This window comes from Neorhizobium sp. S3-V5DH (assembly GCF_004343065.1).
GTDB classification, from domain to species: domain Bacteria; phylum Pseudomonadota; class Alphaproteobacteria; order Rhizobiales; family Rhizobiaceae; genus Neorhizobium; species Neorhizobium huautlense.
In genome coordinates this window covers 64,688-80,688 of sequence record NZ_SMCL01000014.1, presented here as the reverse complement: position 1 = coordinate 80,688, position 16,001 = coordinate 64,688, and the positions used below count along the sequence as shown (strand labels likewise).

Sequence of the window (16,001 nt, the reverse complement as noted above, 5' to 3'; positions counted from 1 at the left end):
TGTCAGCCAGCCTTGTTGACACGCATGTACCAGTCAACGAGCCGCCGGACCTGCCGCACGGTATAGCCCCGCGCGGTCATGCGCTCGACGAAATCGGCGTGCTGCTTTTCGGTGGCACTGTCCTTCTTCGAACCGAAGCTGATGACCGGCAGGAGGTCTTCGACCTGACCGAACATCCGCTTCTCGATGACCTCGCGCAGCTTCTCGTAGCTCGTCCAGGCGGGGTTTCGCCCGCCGTTCCGGGCGCGGGCGCGCAGAGTGAATTTGACCACCTCGTTGCGGAAATCCTTGGGATTGGCAATGCCCGCCGGCTTTTCGATCTGCGAAAGCTCGCTGTTGAGAATGTCTCGGTTGAGGATCTGGCCGGTGTCCGGGTCCTTGAAATCCTGGTCCTCCAACCAGGCATCCGCATAAGCGATGTAGCGATCAAACAGATTCTGACCGTATTCGCTGTAGGATTCCAGATAGGCCTTCTGAATCTCATGGCCGATGAACTCCGCATAACGGGCGGCGATTTCCGAGCGGATGAAGTCGAGATAATTCGCCTCGACCTCCTTCGGGAACTGCTCGCGGCGGATGGCCTGTTCGAGGATATACATGAGGTGGACCGGATCGGCCGCCACCTCCTTGGTATCGTAGTTGAAGGTTTCCGACAGGACCTTGAAGGCAAAGCGCGTGCTGATACCGTTCATGCCCTCATCGACGCCGCCGGCATCGCGGTATTCCTGCAGAGACTTCGCCTTGGGATCGGTGTCCTTCAGGTTCTCGCCGTCATAGACCCGCATCTTGGTATAGGTCGGCGAATTCTCGTGCGGTGTCAGGCGTGTGGCGACGGTGAAGCGGCTGAGGTTTTCCAGCACTTCCGGCGCGCAGGGGCTGTCGGATAGCTCGCTCTCGCGCAAAAGCTTCTCATAGATGAGCCGCTCCTCGGTGACGCGCAGGCAATAAGGCACCTTGACCACGAGGATACGGTCGAGGAAGGCCTCGTTGTTCTTGTTGTGCTTGAACTGCAGCCATTCCGACTCGTTGGAATGCGCCAGCACGATGCCCTGATAGGGGAAGGCGCCGAAGTTTTCCGTGCCGTTGTAACTGCCTTCCTGCGTAGCCGTCAGAAGCGGGTGCAGCACCTTGATCGGCGCCTTGAACATTTCGACGAATTCCAGGAGCCCCTGCGTCGTGCGGTTGAGGCCGCCGCTGTAGGAATAGGCATCGGGGTCGGCCTGGCTGAAATTTTCGAGCTGGCGGATATCGACCTTGCCGACCAGGGCGGAGACGTCCTGGTTGTTCTCGTCGCCCGGCTCGGTCTTGGCGATGGCGATCTGGCGCAGGCGCGACGGCATCAGCTTGACGACGCTGAACTTCGAGATATCGCCGCCGATCTCGTCGAGGCGCTTGGTAGCCCAAGGCGAAATGAGACCGGTAAGACGCCGCTTGGCGATGCCGTATTTCTCTTCCAGAAGGTCGCCCATGCGTTCGCGGCTGAACAGGCCTAAGGGGGATTCGAAGACGGGGCTGATCTTGCCGTCGATGGCGAGCGTGTAGATCGGCTGCTCTTCCATCAGCTTCTTCAACCGCTCGGCAAGCGACGACTTGCCGCCGCCGACGGGGCCGAGCAGATAGAGGATCTGCTTGCGTTCCTCCAGTCCCTGCGCGGCATAACGGAAATAGCCGACTATGCGCTCGATCGTATCTTCCATGCCGAAGAAGTCGGAGAAGGAGGGGTAGAGCTTGATCGTGCGGTTGGCGAAGATACGCCCCAGGCGCTCGTCCGTGCTGGTATCGACGAGCTTGGCCTCGCCGATGGCCGCGATCATGCGCTCCGGCGCGGTCGCATACATGCTCGCATTGTCGCGGCAGCCAAGCAGGTATTCCTGTAGGCTCAGCGTCTCGCGCGCTTCACTAGCGTAGGCTTTTGAAAAGAGATCGAAAACGTCACTGCCGTCGGTTCGCATGGAACCCTCCCACAGTCGCCGGACCCAGCCGCATCAGCTGGCGGCCTGTAAAGTAATATACGAAAAAAACACGAGCTTTGTTCCCGCCGACTTCATAAAAGATATCAAATTATGTGCCCACGATATTTCGGTCGGATTTCTCTCCTTACTATCGCGCTTCCGCTGCGCCAGTTCCAGGTCGTTTTCAGTCGGTAGCTCGACGGTCGTAAACTTGTGCCTGCTTCTGCGAACCAGATAAGTTATCGTGAGGCAAACCAAGCCGTAGCGAAAGAACCGCTTGTGAATAGTGCTCGGGGCCTGCTGTCACGACTGTCGTTAGTTGCCGACACTATTCTTCTGGGCTGACACAGTCCGCCGTTGTTTGCACGACAACCACACTCCAGCATCAGACATCAAACCGCGCACCGTCTCGCGCGGCACGAGCAGGCTATCACGTCCGGCCAACCTCTTCCATCGCCAAGGGCGTCCGGAAATCCGTTTAGACCGTTTTATTGCTCGCCTGAATCCGAACGAGAATCCTTGCAGTTCGGTTTTGTGTTTCACAGATGCTCCGCAGCCCCTATTTCTATTGCGACAAGGCCGTGGCTCCTGAGGTCTATGAGATGCTGGTCGCTGGGATCAGCGCTGGCCGGTCAGCCGAGAGACTGTGAAACCATGCCGTAGACGACGGCATCGCCATCCTCTCCAGTCCCGTAGCTGGCACCTTCCTGCTTCACCATCGTCGTTACAGTATCGAAAACGGCAAGCCCAGACTGCTGGATGAAACTGGCGAACGGCCCTGCCTCGAAATGCGTGTCGAGTCGTAGGAAGCCATCGATATGCGCCGCGACATGGGGATGGGTGACCCTGATCGCGTCCTCGTCGTTGCGCGCAATAACCGGACCGACGACAAATCCCTTTCCGAAGCGGCGACGCATGGAATAGGCGCGTAGCACGTCGCCGTTATAAAGGCCATAACAGACTGAACTTCCGAACAGCCGCAGCAGATGCGCCCGGCGATCGATGCCGAAGGCCGGTGCATCCAAGGCAATGAGGGTATCCAGATCGCTGGGGTCCAACCGTCGCAGCACAGTACCCTCCTCCAGCGGCGGTGGTGCCGCAGGCGTCACGGCAGTCCCCTGACACTGATAGACTGTACGCTTTGGTTTGAAGCCCAGCGAGAAATAGAGGCGCCTGGCCTCGCGCGTCGAGTTGAGGCGGATGCAGTCATGGCCACAATCCGCCATGATGCGCTGCATCAGCCATTTGGCCGCGCCCCTTGCTTGCAGCCTCGGAGACGTAATCAACATGCCGAAGGTCGCGAAACTTGGACCATGGGGAAACCACATGGCGGACGCGCCGACACGGCCTATCTCGTCGAGTGCGACAAAGCCTTTTCCGATGTCGAGAAGATGCTGCCAGTCCGCGGCGCGATGCGGCCAGCCTACCGAAATCGACAATGCGTGAAGTTGCGAAAGTTCGACATTCGCGACGTCGGCGAAGCGCATCTCGAAATTGTCGACATTAAGGGTTCTGAGTAATTCGCTATCCATCATTCATCCAGCCGGATGGCATACCCTCTTCCCGGGCGAGCCGCTCGTTGTCCCGCGGTTATGTTAATGGACATCGCGCGAAACATTTCACTGCCAAAGCAAGGTTGAACACAAGATTTGACCGCATCACACCGACTTTCGGCAGCCATTGGTGTTCCATGCCTCTAACCTTGATCGTCAGAATTGGTTCGCATGTTCCGCAGGAACGGATGGACACATGTGTAATGACGATTTTCAGAGGCAGGAAGTATGACGACGCGCGCCGTGGACATATTAGAGAAGCTGGTCGGCTTTCGGTCGGTCGTCGGCATGCCCAATGGCGACATCGTCGAATGGGTTGTCGCCTATCTGAAGTCTCTCGGCATCTCGGCGCATGTCCTTCCCGGACCGGAAGGCGACAGGGCAAATCTCTTCGCGACGATCGGCCCGGCCGACAAGGCCGGCTATATCCTTTCCGGCCATACGGATGTCGTACCGGCAGCCGAGGCGGGCTGGAATAGCGATCCCTTCGTGGCAAGCGCGGAAGGCGACAAGCTCTATGGCCGTGGTACAAGCGACATGAAGGGGTTTCTGGCGGCGGCTCTCGCTGCCGTGCCTGCGCTGCTTTCACGCCCTTTGTCCCGGCCCATCCACCTCGCCTTCTCCTATGACGAGGAAGCCGGATGTCGCGGGGTTCCACACCTCCTCGCCCACTTGCCCGATCTCTGCGCTCCGCCGCTCGGCGCAATCATTGGCGAGCCGAGCGGTATGCGGGCCATTCTTGCCCACAAGGGTAAAGCGGCAGCGCGCCTGACGCTGAAGGGCCGATCCGGTCATTCCTCGCGGCCGGATCTCGGCCTCAACGCCGTCCACGCCATGACTGAGGTGCAGCAGGCCGCTGTCGCAGCTTCCCTTGAGCTGTCGCATGGACCGTTCGAGACCGAATTCGACCCCCCCTATTCCTCACTCTCGATCGGCACGATCAGCGGCGGTCAGGCGGTTAACATCATTCCCGAGCTCTGCACGATGGAGCTGGAGGCACGTGCCATCTCGTCAGCAGATCCCCAGGCGCTTCTCGCGCCTGTCCGGACAGCAGCCGAAGCATTGGAGCAGAAGGGGTTCGGCGTCGATTGGCAGCTCCTCAGCAGTTATCCAGCGCTGAGGCTTTCACCGACCGCTCATCTCGCCGATCTGCTGAGGGACCTCACCGGGATCGAGCCGCTTGCCGCGGTCAGCTACGGAACGGAAGCCGGCCTTTACCAGCGCGCAGGTATCGATGCGATCATATGCGGACCCGGCGATATCGGGCGTGCCCATAAACCCAATGAATTCATCGCGGCGAGCGAGCTTGCTGCCTGCCAAGCGATGATCGAGGCGCTGGGTGACAGATGCCGGGCCGAAACCTGACGAGCGAGAGACATAGCCAATCATGACATTTCTCTTCAACTCCGATGCCGCTCGCGGCCAGGTCTTTCGCGACATCCTCGCCCGTGAATTGCCAGATCTGCCATTCTCGATGGATGCAGCCAGCGTCGATCCCGATGCGGTCCGCTACATCATCACCTGGACCGTGCCCACGGACCTGTCGCGCTATCGCAATCTCGAAGTCGTTTTTTCAATCGGCGCCGGCGTCGACCAATTTCAGGCAGCAAAGATTCCGGATCACTTGAAGATCGTCCGGATGATCGAGGACGGCATTATCCGTATGATGCAGGAATATGTGACGCTTGCGGTGCTTGCGTTGCACCGCAACTGGCCGACCTATATCCGCCAGAAGCAGTCGGAATTTTGGAACTCCTTGCCGCCGGTGCAGGCCGCCGATCGCCGTATCGGCATTTTAGGCCTAGGCAGTCTCGCCCAGGCGTCCTTCGTTCGGCTGCAGCCCTTCGGCTTTCCGCTTTCGGGATGGAGCCGTTCGGCTCGCGAGATCGAGGGCGTGCACTGTTTCCATGGCGAATCCGGCTTGAAAGCCATGCTTTCGGAGACAGACATCCTGATATGTCTCCTTCCCCTTACCGACGAGACCCGCGGTTTCCTCAATGCTGAAGTCTTCCACCAACTGCCCCAAGGGGCAGCTCTGGTGCAGGTTGGCCGCGGGCAGCATCTGGACCACGAGGCGCTTATCTCGGCCCTCAACAGCGGCCACCTTTCCGGTGCGGTGATCGACGTCACCGATCCACAGCCTCTGCCGGCCGGGCATCCGCTTTGGAAGCATGAGCGGATCATCATCACGCCCTATACCGCCAGCGTCACCCAACCCCAGACGGCCGCACTCGCGGTTGCCAACAATATCAAGCTGCTGCGTTGCGGACTCGACCCCATGGGCCTGGTCGATCGCCAGCGTGGCTATTGAAGCCTCCACCCCCCCCCCGACAACCCCGAAACAGAAGTCCCTGCACAAAAGGAACAGCCATGTCGCTTCTCAAGACCATCGAGACCTATCCTTCATTCGCACCGCGCGAGGACAAGCCGACGGCGGAGCGGCTGATTTCCGGAAATCCGGAATTCAAGACCTGGGCGCAGGATACGTCCCATGGCGAACTTGTCCGAACCGGCATATGGGAAGCCACGCCCGGCCTGACGCATTCGATCAAGGGCGAAACCTTCGAGTATTGCCATATCATTTCCGGCGTCGTGGAAATCACGCCGAAGGATGGCAAGCCCGTGATCTACAAGGCGGGCGACAGCTTTGTCATGAAACCCGGCTTCGTCGGCGTCTGGAAGACGATCGAGACCGTCCGCAAGATCTACATCGTCGTCACGCCGTGAGACGCGACCCTTTGGCGGATCGGCGTGGCCGCAGAATACACCGTGAAGCGGTGTCAAAACGGATGATTGCGCCGTACCCCTTTCGTCTACCGGATCAAGCCATGCAGTTGATCCTGTAGAATTATCGCCAAGTGACCGGAGGTAAGCCGATGAGCCTGAGTTTCGATCCTGACAGCATCGCCCTACCGATGGGACATTTCATCGGCGATCGCTTGGTGGCAGCCGAAGGCGTGATTGCCATGCGCCGCCCTTCGGACGGCAAAGCCTATGCCGATTGTCCGGTCGCCAGCGCCGATCTTGTCGATCAGGCAGTGCAGACAGCAAAAAAGGCCCTGAAGGACAGCAACTGGAGCGGAATCCGTCCGCGTGAACGCCTGAAGGCGCTGCATCGCTGGGCGGATCTCATCGAGAAGAACGCCGTTGAACTGGCAAAGCTCGAAGCCCTCTCCTCGACCCGGCCGGTCGGCCATCTGGTCGACGGCGACATTGGCATCTCGGCCGAACAGATCCGCTTCTTCGCCGAATTCGCCGACAAGGAAGGCAGCGATCTCGTGCCGACCGACGACGGTAATCTCGGCATGATCATGACCGAGCCCTATGGTGTCGTCGGCGCGATCACGCCCTGGAATTTTCCCCTCAACATGGCTGCATGGAAACTCGGCCCGGCGCTTGCGGCCGGCAATGCGGTTGTGCTGAAACCGTCTGAATTGACTCCGTTCTCGACCATTCGGCTGGCGAAGCTTGCAGTCCAGGCGGGCATACCGGCCGGTCTGATCAACATCGTGCTCGGCGACGGCATGACGACCGGCAGCGCGATCACCGGCCATCCCGACATCGCCAAGGTGAGCTTTACCGGCTCCACCCGTGCCGGCTCCGCGATCATGGAAAACATCGCCCGCAACGGCATTAAGCCGATGACGCTGGAGCTCGGCGGCAAGAGCCCGCAGTTGGTCTTCGCGGATGCCGATATTGACAAGGCGGCAGCAGCGGTGACGGCGAGCATCACCAGCAATGCGGGCCAGGCCTGCGTCGCCGGCTCGCGCCTGATCGTCGAAAAGGGCATCGCCCCGATGCTGATCGACGCAATCCGCAAGAGGATGGCAGCCATCCTTCCCGGCCCGACCTGGGATGCGGCAAGCCAGTATTCCCCGATCATTTCGGAAAAACAGCGCCAGCGTATCGACGACATCATCGCAGCCTCGGTCTCTGAGGGTGCGGAATGCCTGACCGGTGGACGCTCCATGGACATGCCGGGATACTTCTACGCGCCGACGTTGGTGGCCGGCATCGACCAGAACTCGCCTGCCATCGTCGAGGAGATTTTTGGACCTGTACTGACGCTACAAACCTTCGAGGATGAAGAGGAGGCCATGAGCCTGGCCGATCATCCCAGCTACGGGCTGGCGGCGGGCCTCTTTACCAACGATCTTTCGCGCGCCATCCGCCTCACCCGCCGGCTGCAGGCCGGCACAATCTGGGTCAACCGCTACGGTCGCTCTCGTGACCACATCCTGCCGACCGGCGGCTACAAGCAGTCCGGCATCGGCAAGGATCTCGGCCGGGAAGCTTTCCAAGCCAATCGCAAGAGCAAGAGCGTCCTTATCAGCCTCTGAGGATTTTTATGAACATGACAACATACAAGGTTGCCCTGATCCCCGGCGACGGCATCGGCCGTGACATGGTTGCCGCTGCATGGCTTGTGCTGCAAAAGGCGGCCGGTCCTCACGGCTTTGGTCTCGAGGGCGCGGATTTCCCTTGGTCCTGCGCCTTCTACAAGGAAACCGGCGCGATGATGCCGGCCGATGGCATCGAGACGCTGCGCGGCTTCGACGCCATCCTCCTCGGCGCGGTCGGCTGGCCGGCCGAAGTGCCGGATTCAGTCTCGCTGCATGGCCTCCTTCTACCGATCCGCAAGAGTTTCGTGCAATATGCCAATATCCGCCCGCACCGGCTGCTCGCCGGCGTCGAGGGCCCGCTGAAGGCGACAGCCTTCGATATTCTCTGCATCCGCGAAAACACCGAGGGTGAGTATTCCGGCGCCGGCGGCCGCATCCATCAGGGCACGGCGGACGAAGTCGCTGTCGAAACCTCGATCTTCACCCGCAAGGGCGTCGAGCGCATCCTTCGCTTCGCCTTCGAACAGGCGCGCGGACGGCGCAAGAAGCTTGCTTCAGTCACCAAGTCAAACGCCCAGAAATATTCGATGGTCTTCTGGGATGATGTGACGAAACAGCTTTCGGCCGAATATCCGGATGTGGAGGTGACGAGCTACCATATCGACGCCATGGCGGCGCGGATGGTGATGGCGCCCGAGATGCTGGACGTCGTGGTCGCCTCAAACCTGTTCGGCGATATCCTGACCGATCTCGGCGCTGCCATCCAGGGCGGCCTGGGTTTTGCCGCCTCGGCCAATATCAATCCGGAGCGAAATGCGCCGTCGATGTTCGAGCCGGTACATGGCTCGGCGCCGGATATTGCCCATCTCGGTATCGCCAACCCGATCGCCACCGTCTGGTCCGGCGCCATGATGCTCGAGCATCTCGGCGAAAAGGACGCAGCGGCGGCCGTCATGAAGGCGATCGAGACGGTTACCGCAAGCGGTATCGGCACGGTCCCGGGCAAGCACAAGACGGACACCATTACCGCAGCACTGCTCGCTGCACTCTGAACCCAAGGACCGGATTCATGCAGAATTTGAAACGCCCCTCCCTGTTTCGCCAACAAGGCCTGATCGGCGGCAGTTGGGTCGCCGCAGGCTCCGGTAAGACAGTCGATGTTTTCGATCCGGCAAGCCAGGCCGTGATCGGCACCGTTCCGGACATGGGCGGCGACGAGACCCGTGCAGCGATTGAAGCTGCAAACAAGGCCTATCCGGCGTGGAAGAAAAAGACCCATGCCGAGCGCGCCACGCTGCTGGAAACCTGGTACGCCCTGATGCACGAGCATCTTGAGGATCTGGCACTGATCCTGACCACCGAGCAGGGCAAGCCACTAGACGAGGCGCGCGGCGAGATCCGCTATGGCGCATCCTTCGTGAAATGGTTCGCCGAAGAGGTGCGGCGCATCGGCGGTTCGACCATCCCCTCTCCGACGCGAGATCGCCGCATCATCGTGTTGAAGGAACCGGTCGGTGTTTGTGGTATCATCACGCCCTGGAATTTTCCGAATGCGATGATTACCCGCAAGATCGCGCCGGCACTCGCGGCCGGCTGCACGGTTGTGGTAAAGCCTTCAGAATTCACGCCCTATTCGGCGCTGGCGCTCGGCGTCCTTGCCGAAATGGCGGGTATTCCAGCGGGTGTCATCAATATCGTCACCGGCATGCCGACGGAGATCGGCAACGAAATCATGGCCAACACGACGGTGCGCAAAATCTCGTTCACCGGCTCGACTCCCGTCGGTTCGCTTCTGATGCGCGGGGCTGCCGACAGCATCAAGCGGCTCTCGCTCGAACTCGGCGGCAATGCACCCTTCATCGTCTTCGATGATGCGGATCTCGATCTCGCCGTTGAAGGCGCGATCATCTCGAAATTCCGCAATGGCGGCCAGACTTGCGTCTGCGCCAACCGCATCCTGGTGCAGTCCGGCATTTACGATCGGTTTGCCGAGAAGCTGACGGCACAGGTCGATGCGATGAAGGTCGGCCCTGGCACGGAGGCAGGCGTGTCGATCGGCCCGATGATCAACGGTGCGGCGATCGCCAAGATCAACCGCCATGTCGAGGACGCACTTGCCAAGGGCGCCAAGATCGTGACGGCAAAGGCGAACCTGCCGGCGGGCAGGCAGTACACGGCTCCGGTGGTTCTGACCGGCGCCACCACCGACATGCAGCTTGCAAGCGAAGAGACATTCGGTCCCGTCGCCCCCCTCTTCCGCTTCGAAACCGAGGAAGAAGCGATCGCGATCGCCAACGGTACGCCGTTCGGCCTCGCCGCCTATTTTTACACGGAAAACCTAAAGCGCGCATGGCGGGTCGGCGAGGCGCTGGAATTCGGCATGGTCGGACTGAATACCGGCCTCATCTCGACCGAGGTCGCTCCGTTTGGTGGTGTCAAGCAATCCGGTCTCGGCCGAGAAGGCTCGCAGCTCGGGATCGACGAGTATCTGGAAGTAAAGACCTTCCATATGGGCGGGCTCAACTGAGCCTGCCTGCCTGATCTCAAAGCCAGCAAAAAGGGTGGCCTGCGATTACAGCCCACCCTTTTTCCGATGCTTAGAAGGAGACGTCTTACTGGATCTTGTCCAGCATCTTGTAATACATGCCGACGAAAGGCAGGAACCATGGCTTGCCAAAATGGCCGGGGACTGCCGGCCATTCCAGCCCCTTGACCGGATTTCTGTCCGGCCGGCCGAGGATCGCATCGGCGATCGTCATTCCGAGATGAGTGGACAGCTGGGCACCATGACCGGAATATCCCATCGCGTACCATAGGCCGTCGTGGAAACCTGCACGCGGATAACGGTCCTTGGTGATATCCACCAGACCACCCCAGCAGTAGTCGATTTCGACATGGGCAAGCTGCGGGAAGATCCGGGTCAGGCTTTCACGCAGGATGGCGCCGCTCCTTGCGTCCGAACGCTGGTCCGACGTTGCCGAGAAGCGTGCCCGACCACCGAAAATCAGCCGGTTATCCGGCGAAAGACGCCAGTAGTTGCCGATATTCATGCTGTTGACGCAGGTCCGGTTGCCCGGCATCGTCGCGGCGATTTCCTGATCGGTCAGCGGCCGAGTGGCAATGATGAAACTGCCAACGGCCATGATGCGGCGGCGGAAATAGCCGAAATTCGGCGTCGTATAGGCGCCACTCGCCATCAGTACGCTGTCGGCAGTGACAATTCCGTTGGCCGTCTTGAGCACATTGCGGCCGCCCGACTTCGAAATATCGGTGACGGTTGCCTTCTCGACAATGAGGGCACCGCGACGCTTTGCAGCTTCCGCGAGGCCGACGACATAACGCCCCATATGCATCATGGCGCTCTTTTTGGACAGCATGGCGCCGTGGAAAGGCGAGCCGATCTCGCTTTTCAAGTCGTCGGGCGACAGCAAGGCCGTATCCGGATCGACTTCCGCATGAACTGCTGCAAAATTCTTCGCAAGCCCCTCGAAATGCTGGGGCTTGGAGGCAAGTTTCAGCTTGCCGGCACGGCGGAAATTGCAGTCGATGCCTTCCTCGGCGATGATCGCTTCCAGCGTGTCAATGGAAGCGTCCAGCGCCTTGTAGAGGGCGATCGCCCGCTCCTTGCCAAGCTCCTGCTTGGCCGAGAGGTAGCTGTGGGCGAGACCATTGTTCAGATGACCACCGTTGCGGCCGGAGGCGCCGTAACCCACCGTTTCCGCCTCCAGCACGATGACCTTGGCGCCGGCCATGGCGAGCTGCCTTGCTGCGCCAAGCCCGGTGAAGCCGCCGCCGACCACGGCAACATCGTAGTGACCTTCGATCGGGCCCTCCACGGCGCCTACAAAACGAGGCGCCGTATCATGCCAATAGGAGACGTATTTCATCGGCTCTCGCCTTTCCGTTAGAGGCCGACCACGCCTGGCAGGCCGGAAATGTCGGGGATTTCAGTATAACCATAGAAAGGGTTGGCCGGCTCATGGCCGCGGTTGACCCAGACCTTGTTCTTGATCCCGAGATCGTGCGCAGACATCAGATCGTAACGGAAGGACGAGGAGCAATGAAGGATATCTTCGGGGCCACAGCCAAGCATGTCGAACATGTATTCGAAGGCCTGGAAGCGCGGCTTGTAGGCATTGGCCTGCTGCGCAGTATAAACGGCGTGAAAAGGTGCGCCGAGCCTGGCGACGTTGGACGGGATCTGGTCGTCCATGGCGTTCGACAGGATGACGAGCGGGATTTCCTTGGCTACTTTGGCGAGACCTGCCGGAACATCGGCATGCGGACCCCAGGTCGGTACACGCTCATAGACCATCTTGGCGTCCTCGTCCTTGAAGGAAACGCCGTTTGCCTTGCAGCTGCGCTCCAGCGAGTTGTAGACGACGTCCGCATAGGGTTTCCAGTCACCCATGATCTCGTCCAGCCGATAGGCGGCAAAATTCTTGATGAACTTCTGCATGGCCGGCTCTGCGAGACGGTCACCGTAAAGATCGCGGGCAGCTTCGGCCATCTGGAAGTTGATAAGCGTGCCGTGGCAATCGAAGGTGATATATTTCGGGCGGAATGTCGTCATGCGCTTCGTCCTTGCGTGATGGGCCCTCGAGCCTTTCCTTTGATGACACGATCATAAGACCGCCTCCGGCATCATCGCCGACTGATTTGCCGAAATCCGAAGCAGAAAGTTCCGTATCACGGCGCTCGTTTGGCATTTGTTTGCGTATCACGCCGTTTCCTATGGCCGTCTGAGGGAGGTGTTCCTGCCTTGCCGGCCATCGCACGGCATAAGATGCGGTCCCGCCCTGATGCTTTGGCGAAAGATACCGCCGCCGACACCGCCTTCGGATAAACGTCCGGCCTCTTCGCCTCGAAACTTGAAGCGGAAACGGAGAATATCTTCCATGCAGGCCGGTGCGATCGAAACCAGAGCTTTTGAAGTGGAACACGTGGATGGCGCGGTGCAGTTGTCGCAGCAAGCGGGTTGGCCGCATCGGATCGAGGATTGGCAGGTTGCGCAGCATCTGAGTCAAGGTGTCGTGGCTGTTGACGATACCGGCAAGGTCGTTGGCACCGCCTTGATGACCCCCTATGGAAAAGACTACGCTACGATCAATATGGTCATCGTCGACGCCAGCCTGCGCGGCCGCGGTGTTGGGCGGCGGCTGATGGACGAGGCGGTGAACCTCGGAGGTGAGCGAGCTCTTCGACTTATCGCCACGGCGGACGGCCTGCCGCTCTACGAGAAAATCGGATTTCGCGAGACCGGGCAGGTATTCCAGCATCAGGGGGCCGTGGGCCAAGTTTCGGCACCGGCTGAGACTGAGGCGGCAACAGCAGCCGACCTGCTTGCGATAAGGACCATGGATCGGGATGCCTTCGGAGCAGACCGTTCCTCACTGATGACGAAGCTTGCCGAGATCGGCGAGTTTGCCGTCATTCGCCGCGACAGCAGGATCTGGGGCTTTGGCTGCATCCGAACCTTCGGCCGCGGTCAGGTCGTGGGGCCTATCGTTGCCACCACTCTCGAGGATGCGAAAGCCCTCGTCGCACATTTCATGAGCAGCAGGACCGGCGCGTTTCTCAGGGTCGACACCAGCAATGCCGACCTTGCCTCCTGGCTTTCAGAACATTCGCTCGCTCATGTCGGCGGCGGCGTCGCCATGGCGCGTCCTGCTGCAGCACGCCCAAGGACCTCGACCTTCACCACTTTCGCACTGGCCAACCAGGCCTTCGGCTGATCCGGAGAACATCAATGCTCAGCAATTCGCTTATCGAACTCGATCGCGCCCATCTGGTTCATCCCGTCTCGTCATTTCGCGGCCATGAACAGCAAGGCGTGCGGGTTTTGACCTCCGCTAAGGGCGCAACCGTCACCGACGCGCAGGGGCGCCAGCTGGTCGACGGTTTTGCCGGCCTCTGGTGCGTCAATGCGGGTTACGGTCACGATTCCATTGTCGAAGCTGCGGCGCGTCAGATGCGCGAGCTTCCCTATGCGACCGCCTATTTCGGTATGGGTTCACAATCAGCCATCCGGCTTGCGGCAGAACTTGCAGAACGGGCGCCGGGCGATCTGGACCACGTCTACTTCACGCTCGGCGGCTCGGATGCCGTCGACAGCACGGTCCGTTTCATCCGCTACTATTGGTTTGCAAAAGGTCAGCCGCAACGCGATCAGTTCATTTCGGTCGAACAGGGGTATCACGGTTCGTCGACCGTCGGTGCAGGCCTGACCGCCCTGCCGAATTTCCATGCCGGCTTCGGCATTCCCTTCGACTGGCAGCACAAGATTCCGTCACCCTACCCTTACCGAAACCCGGTCGGCCAGGATCCGCAGACGATCATCAATGTTTCGCTTGCTGCACTGAAGGCTAAAATCGAAGAGGTCGGCGCAGATCGTATCGCCGCCTTCTACATGGAGCCTATCCAGGGATCCGGCGGCGTCATCGTCCCGCCCAAGGGCTGGATGAAGGCCATCCGCAATCTCTGCACGGAATATGGCATCCTGTTCGTGGCTGACGAAGTGATCACCGGATTCGGCCGCACCGGGCCACTATTTGCCTGCACCGAAGACGACGTTGTTCCTGATTTCATGACGACGGCCAAGGGCCTGACCTCGGGTTATGTGCCGATGGGCGCCGTGTTCATGGCCGACCATGTCTACCAGGTGATCGCCAATGGCGCCGGCGCTTCGGCGGTCGGCCACGGCTACACTTATTCGGCTCATCCGGTCAGCGCAGCCGTCGGTCTGGAAGTTTTGAAGCTTTACGAGGGCGGATTGCTGGAAAACGGCGTCAAGGCCGGAGCGCGGCTAATGGCCGGTCTCGAAAGCCTGAAGGACCACCCTCTTGTCGGCGAGGTGCGCGGTCGCGGCATGTTGGCGGCAGTCGAACTTGTGACCGACAAGGCCGCCAAGACGCCGCTTCCGGCCGAAGCCGCACCAGCCCGCCGGGTCTTCGACCGTGCCTGGAACAATGGTCTGATCATCCGTGCCTTCGCCAACGGTATCCTCGGTTACGCGCCACCACTCTGCTGCACGGAAGCCGATATCGACGCAATCATAGAGCGAACGAGGAAGACGCTGGACCAGACGCTGGAAGATTCAGATGTCCGCAAGGCGGTGAAGGCCTGAATTCCTGCCCCCGTGCTGCTGGCCGAAATACCGCCGGCTGCCCGATTTCGGAATTTTGTGCCGGTCCACCCACCCGATTCGGCGAAAACCGTTCCGTCGAACTGTCAGTATTCTCTCTAATAAGACCTTAAAGCCCGAAAAAACGGGATTCTTGATAAAAGAAACCAGGGTCCGGAACAGCATATTCTTTCGCTCGCGCTCCATGGAGTCGCATGGCGATATCAACTGGGGATATGGAATTGACGAAATCTCTACCCGAATTCAAGTACATGAGCTTCGACGTGGTCGGCACGCTGATCGATTTCGAAGGTGGACTCACGACGTGCCTGCAGGCGATCGCCGCTGAAGCGAGTGTGACGATCGACAGCGAAGAGGCGCTTTCCCTCTATCGCGCCGCCCGTTATTCCGAAAAGGCCGACCTTTTCCCCGACGATCTGGTGCGTGTCTATCTCGCGATTGCGCCGAAGCTCGGCCTGCCGGGGGAAGAAGCCAATGGCATTCGCCTCAAGGAATCGGCCAAGGCCTGGAAGGCGTTCCCGGACAGTGCGGCCGCCATGGCCGAACTTGCAAAAAACTACCGCCTGATCGCGATGACGAATGCGCGCCTCTGGGCTTTCGACTATTTTTCGGCAGCGCTCGGCAATCCGTTTTATGCCGCTTTTACGGCCGATGATACCGGCACAGAAAAGCCCAATCCGGCCTTCTTCCGCCAGGTGTTTGACTTCGTTGCCAAGGACGGCGGTGACAAGACCGATGTCCTGCATGTCGCCCAGAGCCAGTATCACGACATCGGTGTTTCCCGCGAACTCGGCATGACCAATTGCTGGATCGAGCGCCGCCACGCGCAGAAGGGCTATGGCGGCACGATCGAACCGGCGCAGTTCACCAAGCCCGACTATCACTTCACCTCCATGGCCGGCCTCGCCGAAGCTGTGAGGACTGCCCGCGGGAACTGAACGAATTCAAGACTTTCAAGCCATCGGGCCAAACCACTGAAGATGGGTTGCCCGCCAACCAGCAGAAAAGG

At 60.0% G+C, this 16,001-nt stretch carries 13 protein-coding genes; 9 read left to right on the top strand and 4 right to left on the bottom strand.

Annotated features, from left to right (window positions below; translation table 11 throughout):
* Positions 1 to 2: 2 nt before the first annotated feature.
* Positions 3 to 1,952, bottom strand: a complete 1,950-nt coding sequence (locus tag EDE09_RS18735; protein ID WP_105372344.1) for a PrkA family serine protein kinase — start codon at positions 1,950 to 1,952, stop codon at positions 3 to 5.
* Positions 1,953 to 2,584: 632 nt separating this feature from the next.
* Positions 2,585 to 3,484, bottom strand: coding sequence for a GNAT family N-acetyltransferase (locus tag EDE09_RS18730; protein ID WP_132412319.1), 900 nt, complete (start codon positions 3,482 to 3,484; stop codon positions 2,585 to 2,587).
* A gap of 249 nt (positions 3,485 to 3,733) precedes the next feature.
* Here EDE09_RS18730 and argE point away from each other — a divergent pair, with 249 nt between their 5' ends.
* From argE to EDE09_RS18700, 6 genes are all read left to right on the top strand, one after another.
* A complete protein-coding gene (argE, locus tag EDE09_RS18725) occupies positions 3,734 to 4,870 on the top strand; it encodes an acetylornithine deacetylase (protein ID WP_105372342.1) in 1,137 nt (378 codons plus the stop codon).
* A gap of 22 nt (positions 4,871 to 4,892) precedes the next feature.
* Positions 4,893 to 5,816 (top strand): glyoxylate/hydroxypyruvate reductase A, encoded by a 924-nt coding sequence (locus EDE09_RS18720; protein ID WP_132412317.1) that lies wholly within the window; start codon positions 4,893 to 4,895, stop codon positions 5,814 to 5,816.
* Positions 5,817 to 5,875: 59 nt separating this feature from the next.
* Positions 5,876 to 6,232: a cupin domain-containing protein gene (locus tag EDE09_RS18715; protein ID WP_105372340.1), complete on the top strand. Its 357-nt coding sequence runs from the start codon at positions 5,876 to 5,878 to the stop codon at positions 6,230 to 6,232.
* Positions 6,233 to 6,381: 149 nt separating this feature from the next.
* The gene (locus EDE09_RS18710; RefSeq protein ID WP_132412315.1) at positions 6,382 to 7,845 is read left to right on the top strand and encodes an aldehyde dehydrogenase family protein; all 1,464 of its coding nucleotides are present in this window, start codon (positions 6,382 to 6,384) and stop codon (positions 7,843 to 7,845) included.
* Positions 7,846 to 7,859: 14 nt separating this feature from the next.
* Positions 7,860 to 8,900, top strand: coding sequence for a tartrate dehydrogenase (locus EDE09_RS18705; RefSeq protein WP_105372430.1), 1,041 nt, complete (start codon positions 7,860 to 7,862; stop codon positions 8,898 to 8,900).
* 17 nt (positions 8,901 to 8,917) lie between these two features.
* Entirely contained in the window at positions 8,918 to 10,375 is a 1,458-nt protein-coding gene (locus tag EDE09_RS18700; RefSeq protein WP_132412313.1) for an NAD-dependent succinate-semialdehyde dehydrogenase, read from the top strand.
* Positions 10,376 to 10,460: 85 nt separating this feature from the next.
* Here the strand turns inward: EDE09_RS18700 and EDE09_RS18695 are convergent, their stop codons facing one another.
* Positions 10,461 to 11,735, bottom strand: coding sequence for an FAD-binding oxidoreductase (locus EDE09_RS18695; protein WP_132412311.1), 1,275 nt, complete (start codon positions 11,733 to 11,735; stop codon positions 10,461 to 10,463).
* Between the two features lie 17 nt (positions 11,736 to 11,752).
* The gene (locus tag EDE09_RS18690; protein ID WP_132412309.1) at positions 11,753 to 12,421 is read right to left on the bottom strand and encodes a haloacid dehalogenase type II; all 669 of its coding nucleotides are present in this window, start codon (positions 12,419 to 12,421) and stop codon (positions 11,753 to 11,755) included.
* Between the two features lie 325 nt (positions 12,422 to 12,746).
* Between EDE09_RS18690 and EDE09_RS18685 the strand changes: the two genes are divergently transcribed.
* The 3 genes from EDE09_RS18685 (at position 12,747) to EDE09_RS18675 (ending at position 15,930) form a co-directional block, all read left to right on the top strand.
* On the top strand, positions 12,747 to 13,583 hold the full coding sequence (locus tag EDE09_RS18685; RefSeq protein WP_132412307.1) for a GNAT family N-acetyltransferase: 837 nt from the start codon (positions 12,747 to 12,749) through the stop codon (positions 13,581 to 13,583).
* 14 nt (positions 13,584 to 13,597) lie between these two features.
* Positions 13,598 to 14,974 carry an aspartate aminotransferase family protein gene (locus EDE09_RS18680; protein ID WP_132412305.1) on the top strand — a complete coding sequence of 459 codons (1,377 nt, stop codon included), beginning with the start codon at positions 13,598 to 13,600 and terminating at the stop codon, positions 14,972 to 14,974.
* 239 nt (positions 14,975 to 15,213) lie between these two features.
* On the top strand, positions 15,214 to 15,930 hold the full coding sequence (locus tag EDE09_RS18675) for an HAD-IA family hydrolase (RefSeq protein ID WP_165924225.1): 717 nt from the start codon (positions 15,214 to 15,216) through the stop codon (positions 15,928 to 15,930).
* Positions 15,931 to 16,001 lie beyond the last annotated feature (71 nt).